This window comes from Erwinia sp. PPS120 (assembly GCF_047918655.1).
GTDB classification, from domain to species: Bacteria; Pseudomonadota; Gammaproteobacteria; order Enterobacterales; family Enterobacteriaceae; genus Erwinia; species Erwinia tasmaniensis_A.
The window spans coordinates 19,477-36,930 of sequence record NZ_JBLREF010000028.1 but is presented as its reverse complement, the minus strand read 5'-3'; the positions used below and the strand labels follow the sequence as shown (position 1 = coordinate 36,930).

At 53.4% G+C, this 17,454-nt stretch carries 23 protein-coding genes and 1 pseudogene; 2 read left to right on the top strand and 22 right to left on the bottom strand.

The genetic code is table 11. The annotated features are described in order from the left end of the window. Positions 1–2: 2 nt before the first annotated feature. The 12 genes and pseudogenes from ACLRGG_RS14605 to ACLRGG_RS14550 all read right to left on the bottom strand — a co-directional run bounded on the left by ACLRGG_RS14605 (position 3) and on the right by ACLRGG_RS14550 (position 7,200). Positions 3–1,517 (bottom strand): AAA family ATPase, encoded by a 1,515-nt coding sequence (locus ACLRGG_RS14605; RefSeq protein WP_416250458.1) that lies wholly within the window; start codon positions 1,515–1,517, stop codon positions 3–5. Between the two features lie 100 nt (positions 1,518–1,617). Next, a complete protein-coding gene (locus tag ACLRGG_RS14600; protein WP_416250457.1) occupies positions 1,618–2,073 on the bottom strand; it encodes a phage virion morphogenesis protein in 456 nt (151 codons plus the stop codon). Further along, positions 2,070–2,537, bottom strand: coding sequence for a phage tail protein (locus ACLRGG_RS14595; RefSeq protein WP_416250456.1), 468 nt, complete (start codon positions 2,535–2,537; stop codon positions 2,070–2,072). The genes ACLRGG_RS14600 and ACLRGG_RS14595 overlap by 4 nt, the downstream gene beginning before the upstream one ends. Further along, positions 2,470–2,790, bottom strand: coding sequence for an Rz1-like lysis system protein LysC (lysC, locus tag ACLRGG_RS14590; RefSeq protein WP_416250455.1), 321 nt, complete (start codon positions 2,788–2,790; stop codon positions 2,470–2,472). The genes ACLRGG_RS14595 and lysC overlap by 68 nt, the downstream gene beginning before the upstream one ends. Next, positions 2,711–3,061 (bottom strand): annotated as a pseudogene (locus tag ACLRGG_RS14585) (Rz-like lysis system protein LysB); the annotation flags it as partial. The pseudogene ACLRGG_RS14585 and the gene lysC, both read right to left, overlap by 80 nt. Further along, positions 3,058–3,564: a lysozyme gene (locus tag ACLRGG_RS14580; protein ID WP_416250454.1), complete on the bottom strand. Its 507-nt coding sequence runs from the start codon at positions 3,562–3,564 to the stop codon at positions 3,058–3,060. The pseudogene ACLRGG_RS14585 and the gene ACLRGG_RS14580, both read right to left, overlap by 4 nt. Continuing rightward, on the bottom strand, positions 3,551–3,772 hold the full coding sequence (locus tag ACLRGG_RS14575) for a phage holin family protein (RefSeq protein WP_416250453.1): 222 nt from the start codon (positions 3,770–3,772) through the stop codon (positions 3,551–3,553). The genes ACLRGG_RS14580 and ACLRGG_RS14575 overlap by 14 nt, the downstream gene beginning before the upstream one ends. A 5-nt stretch (positions 3,773–3,777) precedes the next feature. Continuing rightward, complete coding sequence (locus ACLRGG_RS14570) at positions 3,778–3,981, bottom strand: tail protein X (RefSeq protein ID WP_416250452.1); 204 nt, start codon at positions 3,979–3,981, stop codon at positions 3,778–3,780. After that, positions 3,978–4,442, bottom strand: a complete 465-nt coding sequence (locus ACLRGG_RS14565; RefSeq protein ID WP_416250451.1) for a head completion/stabilization protein — start codon at positions 4,440–4,442, stop codon at positions 3,978–3,980. Before ACLRGG_RS14565 ends, ACLRGG_RS14570 begins: the two co-directional genes overlap by 4 nt. An 87-nt stretch (positions 4,443–4,529) precedes the next feature. Beyond that, on the bottom strand, positions 4,530–5,198 hold the full coding sequence (locus ACLRGG_RS14560) for a phage terminase small subunit (RefSeq protein WP_416250450.1): 669 nt from the start codon (positions 5,196–5,198) through the stop codon (positions 4,530–4,532). A gap of 3 nt (positions 5,199–5,201) precedes the next feature. Further along, positions 5,202–6,317 (bottom strand): phage major capsid protein, P2 family, encoded by a 1,116-nt coding sequence (locus tag ACLRGG_RS14555; RefSeq protein WP_416250449.1) that lies wholly within the window; start codon positions 6,315–6,317, stop codon positions 5,202–5,204. A gap of 34 nt (positions 6,318–6,351) precedes the next feature. Next, positions 6,352–7,200 (bottom strand): GPO family capsid scaffolding protein, encoded by an 849-nt coding sequence (locus tag ACLRGG_RS14550; RefSeq protein ID WP_416250448.1) that lies wholly within the window; start codon positions 7,198–7,200, stop codon positions 6,352–6,354. Positions 7,201–7,344: 144 nt separating this feature from the next. Between ACLRGG_RS14550 and ACLRGG_RS14545 the strand changes: the two genes are divergently transcribed. Both ACLRGG_RS14545 and ACLRGG_RS14540 read left to right on the top strand, forming a co-directional pair. Then, a complete protein-coding gene (locus ACLRGG_RS14545; RefSeq protein ID WP_416250447.1) occupies positions 7,345–9,102 on the top strand; it encodes a terminase ATPase subunit family protein in 1,758 nt (585 codons plus the stop codon). Beyond that, positions 9,102–10,118: a phage portal protein gene (locus tag ACLRGG_RS14540; protein WP_416250446.1), complete on the top strand. Its 1,017-nt coding sequence runs from the start codon at positions 9,102–9,104 to the stop codon at positions 10,116–10,118. Before ACLRGG_RS14545 ends, ACLRGG_RS14540 begins: the two co-directional genes overlap by 1 nt. Before the next feature lie 34 nt (positions 10,119–10,152). Here the strand turns inward: ACLRGG_RS14540 and ACLRGG_RS14535 are convergent, their stop codons facing one another. The 10 genes from ACLRGG_RS14535 to ACLRGG_RS14490 form a co-directional block, all read right to left on the bottom strand. Beyond that, positions 10,153–10,689, bottom strand: a complete 537-nt coding sequence (locus ACLRGG_RS14535) for a hypothetical protein (RefSeq protein ID WP_416250445.1) — start codon at positions 10,687–10,689, stop codon at positions 10,153–10,155. A gap of 1 nt (position 10,690) precedes the next feature. Next, positions 10,691–11,848, bottom strand: coding sequence for a hypothetical protein (locus tag ACLRGG_RS14530; RefSeq protein ID WP_416250443.1), 1,158 nt, complete (start codon positions 11,846–11,848; stop codon positions 10,691–10,693). A 360-nt stretch (positions 11,849–12,208) separates the two neighbouring features. Continuing rightward, positions 12,209–12,433, bottom strand: coding sequence for a hypothetical protein (locus tag ACLRGG_RS14525; RefSeq protein ID WP_416250442.1), 225 nt, complete (start codon positions 12,431–12,433; stop codon positions 12,209–12,211). A gap of 1 nt (position 12,434) precedes the next feature. Continuing rightward, positions 12,435–12,665, bottom strand: a complete 231-nt coding sequence (locus ACLRGG_RS14520) for a DinI-like family protein (RefSeq protein WP_416250441.1) — start codon at positions 12,663–12,665, stop codon at positions 12,435–12,437. Positions 12,666–12,682: 17 nt separating this feature from the next. Next, positions 12,683–12,868, bottom strand: coding sequence for a hypothetical protein (locus tag ACLRGG_RS14515; RefSeq protein WP_416250440.1), 186 nt, complete (start codon positions 12,866–12,868; stop codon positions 12,683–12,685). A 188-nt stretch (positions 12,869–13,056) separates the two neighbouring features. Continuing rightward, positions 13,057–15,306: a replication endonuclease gene (locus tag ACLRGG_RS14510; RefSeq protein ID WP_416250439.1), complete on the bottom strand. Its 2,250-nt coding sequence runs from the start codon at positions 15,304–15,306 to the stop codon at positions 13,057–13,059. Next, positions 15,303–16,115, bottom strand: a complete 813-nt coding sequence (locus tag ACLRGG_RS14505) for a DNA cytosine methyltransferase (RefSeq protein ID WP_416250438.1) — start codon at positions 16,113–16,115, stop codon at positions 15,303–15,305. The genes ACLRGG_RS14510 and ACLRGG_RS14505 overlap by 4 nt, the downstream gene beginning before the upstream one ends. Further along, on the bottom strand, positions 16,112–16,975 hold the full coding sequence (locus tag ACLRGG_RS14500; protein WP_416250437.1) for a DNA adenine methylase: 864 nt from the start codon (positions 16,973–16,975) through the stop codon (positions 16,112–16,114). Before ACLRGG_RS14500 ends, ACLRGG_RS14505 begins: the two co-directional genes overlap by 4 nt. Next, entirely contained in the window at positions 16,972–17,199 is a 228-nt protein-coding gene (locus tag ACLRGG_RS14495; RefSeq protein WP_416250436.1) for a TraR/DksA family transcriptional regulator, read from the bottom strand. Before ACLRGG_RS14495 ends, ACLRGG_RS14500 begins: the two co-directional genes overlap by 4 nt. Beyond that, positions 17,199–17,426 (bottom strand): DUF2732 family protein, encoded by a 228-nt coding sequence (locus ACLRGG_RS14490; protein WP_416250435.1) that lies wholly within the window; start codon positions 17,424–17,426, stop codon positions 17,199–17,201. The genes ACLRGG_RS14495 and ACLRGG_RS14490 overlap by 1 nt, the downstream gene beginning before the upstream one ends. Between the last annotated feature and the right edge of the window lie 28 nt (positions 17,427–17,454).

Genomic DNA, 17,454 nt, shown 5'->3' with positions numbered 1-17,454 from the left:
ATTTATTCTTCCAATCCCTGCTCGGAATTATTTAATTCTATTCTTCTTTCATGAATCTTGTTGATAAGCAGTCCAATAAAGATATCTAGCTGTGATTCAATGGGTTTAGATACATCAAGTGAGAAACCACCGACTCCATTAGTAGCGTCAAACATACCTACACTGCAATCACTATACCTAAGAGGAATTATGCTATTCTTGCCAAACCTCGACCTAAATATATCACCTTCGAACTTGCACCAAACTCTATTTGGGTAATCGTTACTTAAAAGAGGAATTACGTAAACAGACTCACTCCTATAGATAGGGGCAAGGTAGTCTTCTACATCTTCAGATAGGATTCTCGATTGTTCATTAAAATCGTAAAATACAGATATCTCACTTTCTGAAAGCTTGTTGTATATATATTCTGCATCATCTCTTTTGCTACCAGAAAAAGATAGTGCAAAGTCATATGGTGATGTAAAGTCGAAAGAGTAAAAGCCTATTTTTTCCGCCAGCTTTGTCCATAGTAAATTTCTTATGTAAAATAGAAATTTAGGGTCTTCTATAGATATCTCAGTTGTATCTTCATTGAAGTAGATTACATCTGAGAATCGCTCGTCCTTACAATAATGAGAGTAAAGGTGACCTTTTTTGAGTATTTGTCCAACACTATTACGATGTTTTGGATAATGAATCAATGATGCCTCAAGATTTATGCTCCACTCGTCGGTCTTCGAAAGCCAATAAAGCACATGAAGATAGGGCGCTCTGCTTCCTTTTTTCACACGCTGGCCTTGCACGAACTTTGTCACTAAATCTGAAAAACTCAGCTCTAAATCATTCATTACATTTTCCTTCAATGAATGATAGCTAGGGGTTGTAACTTGTTTTTCTTCTTTCTTTTCTAATATCCCCGATTGAACACAAGCATTATGTGCTAACATTTGAGCAATGTGAAATGCCCCGTGAGAATCATTAGCTATTTCATCTTTAACAGCGATTTCAATATTTAATGCCTTCTCTCCTTTTTTTATAAGCTCAAGGATTTTCTCTTTATTATTAGATTCAAACTTAACTATCGATATTCTATTTCTAAGATCGCTTGAGTATTCGATAAGTGACTTTCCTGTTTTATTAATCCCTATTATTATTATTTTTGAATCATCACGTTCCTCATCAGCATGAGTTTTTAAAACATTTGACAAAGTTTCCTTTACATGACTGTCGAGCTTATGAAAATCATCAATAATAACGTTACCAAAGTTTTCGCTTGTAATAAGTTCGTCAATCCTTTTCTTATCACTTGCTTTCCGGCCTGACAATACCGTGTATTCTGCACCATTGGGTAGCTTTTTGATGATATTTAAAACACATGTGGTTTTGCCTATGCCTGATGGGCCTTCAATGACGACCCCACGCCCAGGAGTTCTAACTGACACTAGCAGTTGGTTATACTCCTTCGGCTCTACAAATGTATAAGTTGGTATTCCAGATATTTTAAATACACTTTCAAGGTAAACTTCTTCTTGCATTTATTTAATCCTTAAACAAAAATTAAAATCGTTTAAAATGTTGAGTTGTCGTTTCAAGTTCAAAAAGGCATTAATTTATCTCGCAATACAAATAACAAAGTCAATGTTTTTTTGTAAGATAAGCGATTATGATATCTTCAATCGAGTAGAAATTACTCTCACAGATTCCCAGTAGAGGCCGCGCCTCATACTGTACCTCTTTCCCCCCACGGGCTGGCCGGTCACGCAGCCCGTAATGATGCACGCGGGCCATGCGCTGCACGTTGCCGGTAAACTCCACCACGGCATCGTTAGCGGTGCCTTTCGCCTTCAGGTATTTGGCCGTGCGCAGCCTGGCAAACATCTCCCGCTTAACCCGGCCTTTCTTTTTGCGTACCGGTGGCGCTTTGCGCGGCTTAAACGGCGTGCCGTCCGGTGCCTGCTGGCGCTTAATATTCTGCTGCTGACCGGCGCGCAGGCGCCTGGCAATGGTGCGCGCCATCTCTTTTCGCGCTGCCGGTGACAGATTGCCAATCAGCGCGCCCAGCCGTTCGTCGAATGCCTCCAGCCCGTTCACGGCTGCAACCCGCTGATAAGCTCACCGCCTGCATAAAGCTGCACTGGGCGCGTGACATTATCCGGCAGCGGGTTTTCGCCCGTGTGCGTGACGTGCAGCGCGCCGCCTTCCTGCTTCACAATCACGCGCTCGGTCAGCTGCAAATCAATGCTGATATCGCACAGCGTGTCACTGATAACATCAGCCTTAAAGGTAAAGCCGGTGCGGCGCTTCTCTTCGGTCCCCATAATATCGGGCTGGTTCTCACGCAGCCAGGCCAGCAGCGGCACTATAATCAGGTCGATATCGCCGCCGTAATCGGTGATAACCAGGTTGAGCTGATACTGGTATTCAAACGACAGCGAACTGGCGAGCGTCGAGGCGATGCGCCCGCCGTCGATAAACATATTCAGCCCGTCAGGGTTTCGCTGTAGCAGCGGCACGCTGTCGGTGAGCGCCTGGCGTAACTGTTTCGGTTTCAGCATCGTGCTGCTCCTGACATTCTCTGATAATTTCCACCTGCAACCCGCATGACGCGAGCGCAGCCTCCAGCTGGCGGTTATCTGCCGCCAGGTCGCCCAGGGTTTGCAGATGGTTGCCCGGCAGCGGGCAGGCTGTCACGCGTGGACAGCCAGTCCAGATAATCGCGGGCGTTGCTGAAGGCGGGGCGGCTGTGCAGCCGGATAACATCATCAGGCAGGACAGCAGCAGACCAGTCGCGTAATACCGGGTTTGCATTGGCTTCTCTCTGTAGGGTCATTTCACGGTGAAGGGCAGAGGCGCTGGCGCGGCCCTGGAGCTGGCGCAGCGCGGCCTCGCGTTTCCTGCCCGCTGTTGCCTCATCGTTAAGCCGGCTAATCGCTTTATCGCGGCTTTCGATACCGGCAGACAGCGTGCCGATAATGCGCTGCGCCCCGGTAAGCCGGTCATTTGCCGCATTGAGCCGCCAGCCAGTGACGGCCAGCGCAGTGAGTGCAACAGTCAGCAGGGCTGCCAGAACGCGTATCATTCCGCCCCCTTCAGGCACCAGGCTTTTTCCCGCTGGCGGCGGTTCTCAATCCCGGCATTCCTGACGCCTTTCACATAGACCCAGCGGTCGAGCTGGTCGCATGCCTGCCACCACTGCTGGCGCTTCAGGTAGCTGACAAGCGTTGACCGGCAGGCCGCGCCGGTGCCGACGTTAAACGAGAAGCTGACCAGCGCATCCCAGACGGGCGGCGGCATCTCCTCCGGCACGCAGGCGGCAAGCTGGCGCTCAGTCCGCATCACGTCATACACCAGATTAACGGCGACCTGCCGCTCGCTGACCTGGCTGTAAGGCGTGACGCCCTCAGTGTGTCCTATGCCGTTAGTCCAGACGCCTGCGCTGCACTGGTACGGTGAGGTGCGGCATCCTTCGGCGTCGGCAAGCAGCTTCAGCCCGCCGTCGGATATCTTCAGGGCTTTGTACTGCGGCAGCAGCGCGGCTGTCGCCAGCACGGCCACGACGGCGCAGTGTTTAGCGGTCTTCATAACCCTTCCCCTTAGCCAGCGCCTGTTGCAGCTCCCAGGTCCTGCGGCGGTAATACCAGTTGATAAAAAACGTCGCCACGTTAATCACTAATGTCACAAGGGCAACGCCGGACCCCACCATAAAGGCGATGTCCTGCGGCGTGTGGCGGGCGAACCACATCAGCACAAGCCCGATAAGGTAGTTAATCAGCGAGCTGACTTTCTCCATTTTCTTCAGTCCCACAGGTTCAGGGGTTCATTTGCTGATGACTCCGGCAGGTCGGGCAGCTTCACCCCGCAGCCGTGCGGTAAAACCGGGCCGTTTTCGGCCAGTCCCGGATTGGTGGCATAGACCTGCTCAACCGCCTGCGCCGTGCGCCCGTAATACCGCCAGCAAATCTGGTCCAGGGTGTCGCCCTGCCGGGCGTAAATCATCACAACAGGCTCACAATGCAGCCGGAACGCCCGCCGATGCGGCTGATACTGAACCGCGCATCACGCCAGTACTCGTCCGCGCTGGCCTCCGCCACAGCGCCTTTTTTGCCGCTGGCGTCATAGCTGCGATAGCGCTCGGCAATGGTCGCGGCGGTCATGGCGGAGACGGCAGCGAAGTAGTGCGTGGCCTTCTCGCTTTCACCGTCGAAGGTTTCCGCCGGGACGTCGGACAGGGTGCTGAACCCCGCCGCCATCTGCGCGGCGCGCCAGTCGTACAGCTCGGCGTTCACTTCTGAAATCGCCGTTTTTACCGCAAGGCGCAGGCGCTGCGCGGTCACGGTGCCTTCATAGCGCAGCGTGTCGCGCAGCTGCTGAAGGTCAATGTCAGGCCAGAAAAAGGTATTCTTCACCGGCGGCTCGGCGGCATCTGCCGGTCGCGGGGCGGGGATAACAAGCATGTTCATAGTCGGCCTTAAAATAGGTGGGCGGTGGAGAGCGGCGCAGACATTCAGTGCATTGCCGCTCTGCCGCCCGGCGCGGGGCGCGTTCGGTTAGCGGCGGGCAATGGCCTGCTTTTTCAGCTCAGTCGCCAGCCGCTCTATGTCCTTTTTGACGCCGCAGCCCTCGTGCAGCTGTAGCGCCCGGGTAAGGTGTTGCATCGCATCCAGAGTCCTGCCCGCATCGCGAAGGACATACCCGGTGATTTTGTGCAGCTTGGCGCGCACCTGGTCGGGCATGTCTTCGGATTTCGTCAGCTCAATTGTCGCCAGCAGCGGCCCGGTATCCACCGCCTCTTTCAGCGTCCGGGCGCGGGTCGCCGCGTCGGCCACTTCTTCAGCCAGCAGATAGCCGGTCGCATCACGCTTAAAGCCGGACGGCGGCACCAGACCGTGCGCCAGCGCATACCGGGCAATCTCCAGCGCGCCCGGCACGTCGCCCGCATCCAGCCGCCAGATCATGACGGTCATCAGCACGGCGTCCTGTGCGCCGGTTCCTTTTGCTAACACGCCCGCCACCCAGGGGCCGTACTCCGGCAGCATTTTGCGTTTGAGTTCGGCCTTGCGCTCCTGCGAGCGCACTTTTTTCAGGCGGCGTTTATCGTCGTTAAGCTTCAGCAGCATCAGCTCGTAGCCGTTCGCGTGGCGCAGCGGATTACCGGCCTGCTGTGAGGCTTCAATCGCTTCCATTCGCATAAGGTGACGCCGGGCAGGACTTAGCATGCGTTATGCCTCCGGCGTTTCCGTTTTGGCTTCAGTTTCCGTTTCCGCTTTATCCGCCGTGACCGTATCCGCTTTGGGTTTTTCAGGGACATCGGACAGTCTGATTTTTTCAATCAGGCAACCGGCGGCGTAATCTTCAACCACGTAATCCTCATTGATGGACTCGTAGTTTTCGATGCGGTCACGCTTCGCCACCTCATCAATCAGGCGGCGGTGTGTACCTTCCTGGAAATAAATCGACAGGTTATCCAGGCGGGTGATTAGCAGTGCATCCGCCGGGAAATAGGGCACGCGCACGGCGGGCAGGTTGCCGATACGCTTCTGGCTGATGATCATGTCAGCGGCCAGCGTTTCGGTACTGGCCTGCGACTGATTGACCAGCGGGAAATATTTGTCGGCCAGCAGCTGGCGACCGCAGATAACAACCAGCTCCGGGTCTTCCTGATACCAGGGGGCAATCAGCGTATTGGTTGCATCCATTACCACGGCATCAAGGTTTACCCAGGTGCGACCTTTGCCGATCAGCACGCCGTCGGATACGCTGTTATCTTCGTTCGTGGTGGTGTTCATCACGCGCTTCGGGGCGTCGTTGCGGTACTTCTGTAACCAGCCCACGGCCACGTCCTGCAACATCGGATATCTGGCGCGGCTGGAGGTCTTCGCCCGCGCCACGCCGTTGAAACCGATCATCATGCGGTCAAGGGACTGGCGCTTAATGATGGCGTCGCGTAAGCGGGCCTGAAAATCTTCATAGCGCGCCCACAGGTCAAGGGTGTTGTAGCGAATATGAAAGTCGTAGTTGACCTGCACACATTCATAGCCCGTGCTGTACAGCGCGGAGAAATCCGCCGTTTCGCGCTCGTCGCCGCCCGCCGTGTCGGTGGTGCTGGCAATCGAACCGGACACGCCGATCCCGACCTTCTCGCCCTTCATTTCGGCTACCGGCACGATATTAATGCGGGTCAGGAAATCTGATGACTCCTGCACGCGGTTCATCAGCGTCTGCGTCACCGACGGCTCAACGGTGAATTTCTTGTTCATGTCGCCGGTTTCGACGTTGTTCAGCTCGGCCAGACGGGACATAAAGGCGTTAAATTTAAAGCGGGTGTTCTGGCGCATTGGCGCTCCTGTATTCAGTGAGGTTTCGGGCTAATCAGCAGTCGGTCTGTACGCTGGCCCGGTTATCGCCGCCGGTTGCAGCCGGGCGACGGGTATAGCTGCCGTCGGTTTTACTCAGCTGCGTCTGTAGCGCGGCAAAGGCGGTGCGGTCTTCACCGGCCTGCTGCTCCAGCGCGTCAAGCCGTCCGGTTAACGCCAGCTCCAGCGCCGAAAGCTTTTGCGTCTGCTCGTCGCCGTTCTGCTGCACCTGCTCAGCCACGGCGGTAACCGCTGCGCTCATGTCAGCAAACTGCTCGCTGTCGGTTTTCTTTTTAGCGGAGAACATCGCCGAGACGCGGGCCAGCAGTGACGGTGCCGGGTCGGCGACCTCTTCAAACTCAATCAGCGTCTCCTCGGCGGCGGTAAACAGGTTGTCTTTGTGCTGCTTGCGGGAGGCCAGCGGGTTGGCCGACGCCGACGCGCTAAAGCTCAGGATTTCCGTGCCGAGGCTCGCCGGGTCGTCGGTGACGGCCAGACCAATCAGGTATGCCTCGCCGGTGTCGGCAAACTTCGGGTTCACCTCAATGGAGGTGTAGATTTTCTGCCGCGCCCGGGTCAGTTCGGCCAGCTCCGCCGTCGGGCTGATTTCACCGTAGAGCGCCAGTTTGCCTTTCAGCGGGCCGTCTTCGATTTCTTCCGCGCTCAGGGCGGTCACGTCGCCATAGCGGCGAAACGGACTGTCGGGGGTGTAGCCCTTGATATGCTCCATATTGATGCGCGCGCCGTACATGGACGGGTCATAGTTCGCCGCCATCTGGGAAATCCAGTCACGGGAGATCACGCGGCCATCGGTGGTTGCGCCTTCGGTGGCGATACGAAAACGCTTTGCTTTGAGTGCTGCCATTAACAGGCTCCGGTCAGTGGGTGGGTTCAGGTCGGGGCCAGTTTCCCCGCCATGACGTATCCGCTCAACGAAAGCCCGCCTGCTCAGCCGTGAGCAAACAGGGACAGCGGGCGCGGCACTATGCGCCCCGGTAGCCTTGTCGGCATGAACATACCAACCACCATCAGCGATCCGCGCCGTCAGGCCGCACTGCTTTACTGGCAGGGTTATTCCGTGCGCCAGATTGCGGAGACGCTCGGCCAGAAAACACCGACCGTGCAGAGCTGGAAGCTGCGCGACGCGTGGGAAGATATAGCGCCCATCAGTCGCGTTGAAGCCAGCATGGAGGCGCGGTTAATTCAGCTCATCATGAAAGAGGTCAAGGGCAACGGGGATTACAAGGAGATAGACGCGCTGGGCCGTCAGATTGAGCGGCTGGCCCGCGTGGAGCGCTACCGCAGCTCGGGCAACGAGGCGGATTTAAATCCCAGCGTGCGCAACCGCAATAAGGGCGAGCGCCAGCCGGTGATTAAGAACGTCTTCAGCGATGAGCAGACCGAAAAGCTCACCGGCCTGTTTATGGATAACTGCTTTGAGTACCAGCTTAACTGGCATAAGGCCGGGCTGGCGCACCGTATCCGCAATATTCTCAAATCCCGTCAGATTGGCGCCACCTTCTACTTTGCCCGCGAGGCGCTGATTGATGCGCTGACCACCGGGCGCAACCAGATATTTTTATCCGCCAGTAAAGCTCAGGCGCACGTCTTTAAAAACTACATTATCGACTTTGCCCGTCAGGCTGACGTCGACCTGAAGGGCGATCCGATTGTGCTGCCAAACGGTGCGCGGCTGATTTTCCTGGGGACCAACGTGCGCACCGCGCAGAGCTACACCGGCAACCTGTATCTGGACGAGTATTTCTGGATCCCGAAATTCCAGGAGCTGCGCAAGGTCGCCAGCGGCATGTCCCTGCACAAAAAATGGCGCACCACCTATTTTTCCACGCCGTCGAGCCTGTCGCACAGCGCTTATCCGTTCTGGTCGGGCGAACTGTTTAATAAGGGACGCCGCAGTAAAGGTGACCGCATCGAGCTGAATTTATCGCATTCGCATCTGGCGAAAGGTGCGCTGTGCGGGGATGGTCAGTGGCGGCAGATTGTCACCGTTGAGGACGCGCTGACCGGCGGCTGTAACCTGTTTGACCTGGACCAGCTGTCACTGGAATACAGCCCGCCGGAATACCAGAACCTCTTAATGTGTGAGTTTGTCGACGATGAGGCGAGCGTGTTCCCGTTCGCCGAGCTGCAGACCTGCATGATCGACAGTCTGGAAGAGTGGAGTGACTTTAACCCCTACGCGCTGCGCCCGTTTGATTACCGCCCGGTGTGGATAGGCTACGACCCGTCGCACACCGGCGACAGCGCGGGCTGTGCCGTGCTGGCCCCGCCGGTGGTGGCGGGCGGTAAGTTCCGCGTGCTGGAGCATCACCAGTGGCGGGGGATGGGCTTTGCCGCGCAGGCGAAATCCATTGAGGACTTAACCAAAAAGTATTGCGTGGAGTATATCGGCGTGGATGCGACCGGCATCGGCCAGGGCGTTTTTCAGCTGGTCAGGCAGTTTTACCCGGCGGCACGGGAGATCCGCTACTCGCCGGAAGTAAAAACGGGAATGGTGCTGAAGGCAAAAGACACCATCGGCAGCGGGCGGCTGGAGTACGACGCCGGGAGTACCGATATCACGCAGTCCTTTATGGCCATCCGCAAAACCATGACCGCCAGCGGCAACCGCTCCACCTACGAGGCGAGCCGCAGCGAGGATGCCAGCCACGCCGACGTCGCCTGGGCGATTATGCATGCACTGTTAAATGAACCGCTTACCGCCGCCAGCGGCAATGCTAACCCTTCAATTCTGGAATTCTACTGATGAGCAAACGCAGCCGTAAGGCATTTAAAGCAGCACCAACAGCACCGGCAGCGCCCCAGCAGGTTGAGGCATTTACCTTCGGCGAGCCGACGCCGGTAATGGATAAGCGCGATATTCTGGATTATGCGGAGTGTATCGGTAACGGGCGCTGGTATGAGCCGCCGGTAAGTTTTCACGGGCTGGCAAAGAGCCTGCGCTCGGCGGTGCATCACAGCTCGCCCATCTACGTGAAGCGTAACATTCTGGCCTCAACCTTTATCCCGCATCCGATGATGAGCCAGCAGGAGTTCAGCAAGTTTGCGCTGGATTATCTGGTATTCGGCAATGCGTTTGCCGAGCTGCGCCGCAATGGTCTGGGCGAGCCCTGGCGGCTGGAAACCACCCCGGCGAAATTTACCCGTAAGGGCGTGAAAGAAGGGGAGTACTGGTTTGTGAATGACTGGAAGGAACCGCACCAGTTTACGCCCGGCAGCGTGTTCCACCTGATAGAGCCGGACATTAATCAGGAGCTGTACGGCCTGCCGGAATACCTCAGCGCCCTGAACTCTGCCTGGCTGAATGAAGCGGCCACGCTGTTTCGCCGCAAGTATTATCAGAACGGCGCGCATGCCGGTTACATCCTGTATATGACCGACGCCGCACAGAGCAGCAGCGACGTGGATCGGATGCGTCAGGCGATGCGCGACACTAAAGGCCTGGGCAACTTCCGCAACCTGTTTATGTACGCGCCAAACGGTAAGCCGGACGGGATTAAAATCCTGCCGCTTAGTGAGGTGGCGACAAAGGATGATTTCTTTAACATAAAAAAGGCCAGCCGGGATGACCTGCTCAGCGCGCATCGCGTGCCGCCGCAGATGATGGGCATTATCCCGGATAACTCTGGCGGGTTCGGAGATGCGGTGAAGGCGTCGCAGGTGTTTGTGAGGAATGAACTGACGCCGTTGCAGGAGCGAATGAAGGAAACCAACGAATGGATAGGCAAAGAAATAATTACTTTTAAAGATTATTCATTATGAGATAAGGATTGGCCAAATAAGCCAATCCTTTTTTTTACTTATCGTGATGTTCAAATCTGGCATTTGCTAATCGACCATGAAGGTGGTTGACAAAATGCAAATTGCTTAACACTAAACTCATCACACACTTTAGCTGCAACCAGCTCATTAAAAGCACGGAGAAAATACCTATGCACTTAATGAAACCTATATGCTCCTTATAGAAAGGGTGCGAAGCTATAAGTATTTTCGCTAAGAAAAAAAGCAATATTCCAGCCATTACGAAAGCCGAGGTGATTATTATGTAAACTAGCTTTTCAATTCGGGGGGAATCTTTTTCATTTTTAATATAGCTAACATCATCATTAACAATGCTGCTCATTGCATTTGGATATAAAAAACCCACCCACAAACCAACTATTGTAAAAATTGATGCTGAAATATTTATCAAGACACCTAAAATGTCTTTAGCATCATTGTACGAAAAACTTTCAAGCGAAAAGAAACTTATCACACCGATGACTAAGGATGCAACAATGTTAATTGCCTGCTGTTTCGCAACTGTTACTATCAAGCTGTCCGTATCTGCCATTTTAACCTTCTGCTAATTTCTTTGAGGGTGTAACTTCAGATTCCTGAACTGATGCATTCTCTGCAGATTTTACTTCACTAATTAAATCTTCTCTAACTTTATTTATCTCATCAAGCAAGAAGCTTGCAGAGTAATGCTCCGAACCATCAGAATCATGAAGCGGCAGCTTGGTTCTTGCTACATAACTGCTCAGCCAGATAGGATTATCGCGGTCAGCCATTAAGAAGCCGACATCCCAATCAGATTCTTTATCTCGCATTGAAAAGAGATTTCTAAGCTCTTCTGAAGATGGAGCACCATCGATTTTGACTTCAATTTTACGTGGCTGCTTCAATACTGGAGGCTGGCCTATCAATTCGTCGCGTTTCGATTCTCCAACAAGAGAACCTAAGAAGTTGCTAGTGAGCTTTAATAATGGTTGCCTTGTATCTTGCTGATGAACAATAGTTGTATCTTTAATCATTGTGTGAGTGATTTTGTGTCGAAGTTTTTCAAAGTTTTCTTCAGCGGCCTTCAGCTTTGTTTCTTCAAGAATGAACTTGAACACGCAATTGATTTCACTTTTCCCTTCTTGAATTTGGAATCTTGTATTATATATATCGAATGCACGCCCTGGTATTGTTTCAACGGTTCTTTTCGACTTGGTTCTTACGCCAAGCTTACTGTTATTATTAACATGTTGAATGAAATACTGACCAAAAAGATAGGTATCTGCAAAAGAGTGCGGAAACCTGATAGATGCTATTTTATTCAACTCAGGGATTAACCAATAATAGCATGGCTCGCCCCAAATTATCTTATCATCTCCGTGCTCTCTTCCTGCCTTGACTGTACCTTTGCTATCGCCACTAACTTTAGAATCAACCTTGATGCCATGTATTCCGTTACCATTCCCAACCTCCCTATATAACACTATAACTGCATCTTTGGTGTTCTCATCTCTTGCAAGTCCGCGACTATATACTCTTGTCCTAAGTGGTTGCTCTTCTTTATTCCATGCCAAAGTCTGCTCGAAACTTTTATCTGCAAGCCATGACTCCAAATCATCGAGCACTCCAATTAGGTCACCAAATTTATAATCTAACTCATTTGATTTATGCTTCAGCCGATAAAACCCGCAAGCAGTGATATCAAAATAAGTAATTGAACCGTTATCCATAAAAATTCCTTTTGCGAATGCATGTAAAGTACAGAAAATTTTATGTATACCATCAGATTAATCTAAAAATATCAAGCGCTGCTTTCGCTGACTGAGGTCACAGTTAAAGAGATGGCAGACGTGTGGTTACCGGTTGCTATGTGGGCGAAACATGTTTGCCCCCTCCGCGCGCAATGCTATCCCCGCCACGCCTGCCCGCTTTAGTGACCACTTTTAATGCAGGTGCATGAACCCATGAAAAGGGCGCCAGTGCTGGCACCCTCAGGAGTTTTGCGCGTGAGTTTTTGAATGCAGATCCATGCACTCTGTGCATGCATGGCTCATCAGTGCGATTTAAGCGTGATAAACCGGGCAGGGCGGTTAGTGCGAAAACCCGTATGTATGCATCCCGTGCAGACCCTCAGTGAGGATTATCACGCGCTGGGGCTGTGCGAGAATATACTCGTTTGCTTCGGCGGGAGTAATGGGATAGCCCGCTTCATTCGCCAGGCGCGTCATATCATCCGTTGCAATATGACGGTGACGGCCCACAATTTTTATTGCTCCACGGTAAGCAGAGTAAAGGACAGCATCTTTTTTGGTCATATCAGCCTCCGATATCCTGCTGCCAGATATCCTGAAGGATGCTGGTCAGCGTCTGCCGATCGGACTCTAACGTAAAGCCCGCCATTTCAAAGCCCGACGAACCAGCTACATGTACGCTGATTTTTGTTGCAGGAAAAACGGCGATAACCTGCCGGTGCAGCTCTGCCTCAAACGCCTGAATGGCCTCCTGGCTCAGGTTCTGTTCCCTGCTGATAGTGACATCTAAACGCATTTTAACCTCCGCACCCGTTATTCTGCTGCATAGAAAATTTCATCTTCTGCCTCAATTTGAGGCCCGGTATTTGCCAAATCGGCAATCAAAGTTAGCGCCAGTTCCAGATCAGACGGTTTGCAGTTGGCTATCAAAGACAGCTCAGCGATAAACCTCATGCCTGCGATTTTTTTGTGCATGGCACTAATTTCACTCCGTTGCATATTCCCCCCTTGTTAAACACTGTGTATTTATACAGTAACATAGTGTTTCCGTATTTAAAATGATATTTGCTATACGCATTCAGTAACTTCATCCGACTGATTTAAATAGAGTAAATAGACAACCGCTGAATTATTCTGGCGGTGAATAATATCGTTACGAGGGGATCAGGGATTAACCCGCTCACCCGTTATTGACTGTTTAATAAGCAGGATTTAGAAGCAGCGAGCTTAAATCTTGCTAATAAATCGTCGGCAGTGGGGCGGGCAGGCGCTCTGAACAGCTCGCCATTAGCGGCGCTTCTGCACCAGTCACCATTGATTTGCGTATTAACACCACGGATCAGACGCACCGCCAGTCCCCGGCTGATGGTCTCGCCAGTCATCTCCTGTATTTCTGTTATCACTCTGGTGCACGCTGCCTCTACCTTGTCAGCGCGTCTGAATATTCGGGACGCTTTAACCGGCTGCTCTGCCCGGATTTTCGCCAGCTGCCGTCGCCGTTCCTTCCGGGTCATGCTGCCAGAAGCATAATCAGGCAAACTTTCCGGCACCGGCGGATCCTCAGATCCCGATCTCCCCGTACAGTTATTGACAGAACTCCGAGAGGACGCGGACGCGTCCTGAAAATCAACGGCCAGGTCAACGGCGCGCTTCGGCACAATCTTCCACTGTGCGAGACGCGTTAAAATTGGGGTGTCTTCACCCACGGTCGTGGCGTAAACGCCTTTGATGCGTAGCGTTTCCTCGCCGTACTCATTCATGCCTTCGCTTGCCTGATACCAGGTGCGCACAGCCAGCTCGTCACGGCGCACGAACGGGCCTCCCTGCGCGTTAACGTATCCGGCCCAATCTCCTGCATCGGCTGCGTCATGCGCTGCGGCAAATTCAATGCTCAGGCCGTGCGCGGTTTCGCTATCTGCCATGCGGCGCAGCTCGCGGTAAACCGTGACCGGCGCACCGCCCACAAACTGAAATTGCCGGATGTGCCAGCGTGACGCCCAGGCAGAAACGGCCGAGGCAGTTTCTTTCAGATCTTTGCCGCTCTCGTCGTCTGTCTCGCCATCCAGCGCATAACCATCAATATTTTTGGAAATGTATTTAGCAACGTAACCCGTTGCGCTGCCTTTCTCCGGGTCGATAGCCTCGGCGTGAAAACGGGCCTTACGGGCCTTGTCGGTTGTAAGCTCGCTACCATCTTCCTGCCAGGCGTAGTCGCGCATAATCTCGCGCACGCGCTCAGCCTGCTCCGGGCGCATAAACATGAGCATGTGCCAGTGTGGGGTCGCATCATGATGAGGCTCAGCAACGCGGATGCCGAAGATGTGGATTTCTTCGCGGTGCAGCTTGGCGCGGATTTTCTGCCAGACACTGCAGAGATAACGCTGCGTGTCGGCCGGGCTGGCACCGTTCCATTTGCGGTTACGATGCCCGGTTTTGATCGTGGCGTGATAGCGCGCCGGGGCGGTAAGCGTATAGAACTCGCCGATAAAGCCCATTTCATTGCAGATGTTTTCGAAGCCACGAATCCGGGTCATCAGCTCGCAGCGGCGGATCGCCGGGTTGGCCACACTGCCGTCGTATTTCTCGATCAGGCTGATGCGGTTGCCTTCCTCGTCTTCCAGCTCCATTCCTTTCAGAAATTCACGGGTGCGGCGCTTCTGCTCGCGCCACTCTGAAACGGTCATGCTGCTGGCGTAGGGGGTATGCTTTTTGCTGACGTTAGCCAGGGCGATCTGAAGGTGTTCACGCCATGATGCGGCCACGCGGCGCAGTCGGCCTTTCCACCATTTTTCCGTCTGCATACGCATGATCGCCGGGGTAACTTCCTCCGGGTCAAACAGCCGGGACGTGACTTTATCCCATAAAGGCGGCGTCTGGCTAAGCTCGCGGGTGATGGTGGCGGCGGTCATGTAAACGCGGTGCGTGTATTTGTAATCTGACTCATCGCTGGCCTGCGCGTGTGCCTGTACCAGCTCGGCGAGGATGAAATTAGCTACATCTCCGGCGAGTAAATCGACGTCGGCGCGCGCCATATCGGGCAGGCGGTTAAAACGGCGCATCAACTCCCAAAGCGTGCCGCCCGCGCTGGCCGCGCCAGCCTGTTTAGTGGCATTACCTGCCAGCAGATTAAATGCGCCGCCGCTCATTTCACCGAGGCGATATTGAGCGTTAACGGTTTCAACGCGTGGCAATGTGCGCTCAACAAATGTCTTTGTTAAGTAAACATTGGCGCGGGCTGTTCCCTGCGTCTTTTCCAAATCGCTGACGCGGCGCTTAACGTCGAGCTGGATCAGTGTCGGCTGCTTTTCGAGTAGTTCCTGCGCACGCGCTAAAGCCGCAATCATCTGAGTGCGGCTGTGCATTTCCTCATAGGTGGGGTAAGGGCTGGCGATGGCTTCCCGTGGAGCATTCCACGGGTAAGCGTATTCTTGATTCATGCAACAGCCTCGCCGGTCGCCAGAAGAAAATGAGAAACAAATTCAGCAACAAGCTGGGGAACTATGGCGTTACCATATCCGCGTAAACGTCCCACCCGGCGGGAAAGCCCATAAGCTGCCTGGCCATATCCACGTGGTAGGCTTCTAACGATGCCATCTGCTCCCGTGTTGGGTTCCCATTCAGCCCAAAAGTGTGTAGCCACATCTGACGATAAAGCGTGTCGTTTCGCATTCTTCCGTCCTTCCGAAAGAATGATTTGCTTATGTTGCCCCTGTCCCGAAATGACCGAGCCGTGACTGTTGCCCAGGGTTGCACCGAATACGATCCGCTCCCTTTTATGCTTAGCGCCGACGCCTGCAGCAGGAAGTACGGCAAACCCGCTGGTGTAACCTTCCTCCGACAGCTCAATGAGTAAGGCGTCGAGCCAGTAATCTTTCTGTATTGCATTTTTAACCTGCTCACCAAAGACTCTTGCAGGCTTACATTCACAGATGAGATTGAGAAAGGTTGGAGCCAGGTGACGTGGATCGGCTTTCCCGACACCCAATCCAGCCAGACTAAAAGGCTGGCACGGCGGACTTCCCGTCCACAGCGGGTAAGTGTCTGGCACTCCGGCGAGTCGCAGAGCGAGGCTCCATCCACCGATCCCAGCAAAGAAATGACATTGTGTGAATCCGTTAAGGTCGGAAGCGTTAACATCTGTGATGCTCCTGTCATCTACGACGCCTGGCGCTATCAGATTCGCGTCGATAAGGTTGCGCAGCCATTGCACTGCAAAAGGATCAACCTCGTTGTAATAGGCTGTCATTGGTGTGCCTGGACTTCGCAAGAGCTATCCAGCCCGGATGCCATATCCCAAGCGATCACAACCGGGGTGTGTTGCGGTTTGCGCACAGCAATGATTTCAGAGGCGCGCTTTCCCTTTCCTGCCGCTACTCCAACCGAGCGGGCTACACTGATGCTGGTGATATTGAAATCGCGAAGAATGCTGCGGGTGTAGAGGGTATCGCTGTTTGAAACCACAACCGGGCAACGCTCTGAGACGCCGAGCAACATGCTGACCAGATCGTGATGCTCATCTTTGCCAAAACCTGCAGAGTGATATTCCGCGAATGTACCGTTATAGGGCGGATCGCAATACACAACATCCCCGGATTTTGCGAGGCGCAGCGTTTCGCGGAAGTCGGCACAGATAAACGTCGCGCGCTGAGCTTTTTCTGCGAATGCTTCTATCTCAGTCAGCGGGAAATATGGCTCTGTGTAGTTACCAAATGGGATATTAAATTCGCCGCGCTTGTTGTAGCGGCAAAGACCGCGATAGCCATTGCGGTTCAGGTACAGGAAATAAGCGGCGCGCTCCAGCAAAGGCAGCGACGGATCATGATTAAATGCTTCACGCACGGCGTAATAACTTTCGCCGGTAGTGTTCTGATTAAAGAGGCTAGCCGTCACAATTATAAACGGGCGGGTGTGCTCTTTTATCTGGCGATAGAGGTTTATGAGGTCAGGGTTTATATCCGCAACCAGATAGGACGGATAATCGGTACTCATCATCACTGCGCAGGAACCGGCGAAGGGTTCGACCAGGCGATCACCTTCTGGCAGGTGCGCTAGAAGATCCGGCATTACGCGGGATTTATTGCCCGCCCACTTAAGGATCGTGCTCATACCGCACCGCCTTTTGATACTTTTGCGCGCAGTTCGGCCACGTTCTGACAACCGACACAACGAGTTACACCACACACGGCGCGGCGACGCTTTTCCGGGATTGGCGCATCGCAGTCTTCGCAGAAAGACGCCGCTACGCTGACCGGGCGGTTAACCACGCTGGAAATGTTGCGCGCCAGCAACTCGTCGGCGCGAGCCTGCGCTATGTCCATTGAGTCGGCCATTAGTGCAGCTCCTGTGATTCACTCTGATAACGCTCAGCCTCGCGACTGATCAGCTCAGCGGCTTCAACGCCGGAAAGCCCCTGTTGATGAATGTGCAGAGCAAGCTCGGCCAGACGTCCTGAAACAGCCATTGCACGGTCTTTGCGCTCCTCGATCCGCGCCTTAGTGATAATTGCTGCCAGCGCTTCTGTGTCTGCATCAAACTTAAGTGTCTCGATATTTCGCATTCCACTTTCTCCTGAATTTGGGCAAAAG